The sequence below is a fragment of the Lysinibacillus sp. RU7 genome (genome assembly GCF_057837305.1).
Window position 1 is genome coordinate 1 of record NZ_JBYQFK010000231.1, and the last position, 249, is coordinate 249.

At 59.4% G+C, this 249-nt stretch carries 1 pseudogene; it reads left to right on the forward strand.

The window, feature by feature from the left end:
• Window positions 1-249: pseudogene (locus tag AC3II9_RS22215) on the forward strand (hypothetical protein); the annotation flags it as partial.

Consider the following 249-nt stretch of genomic DNA (forward strand, 5'->3'; position numbering starts at 1 on the left):
CGCGCATCCCGATGCAGGGCTGGCGATGCCCAAGGTCCGCTATCCCGACGGGTCGCTCCAGCACCTCTGCCGCTTACTACCCGATCCGGCAGATATCGCTGCCCGGCGCCTGTTTTCAAAAACGGCATGGGCCAAGGCCAAGAACCAGCGATATGAATTTCATGGTTGGGATTATGATACGGTAGCCCAATTCCCGTTCCTGTCGGGATGTTTCATGCTGCTGCGCCGTTCGGTCCTGGACCAAGTCGG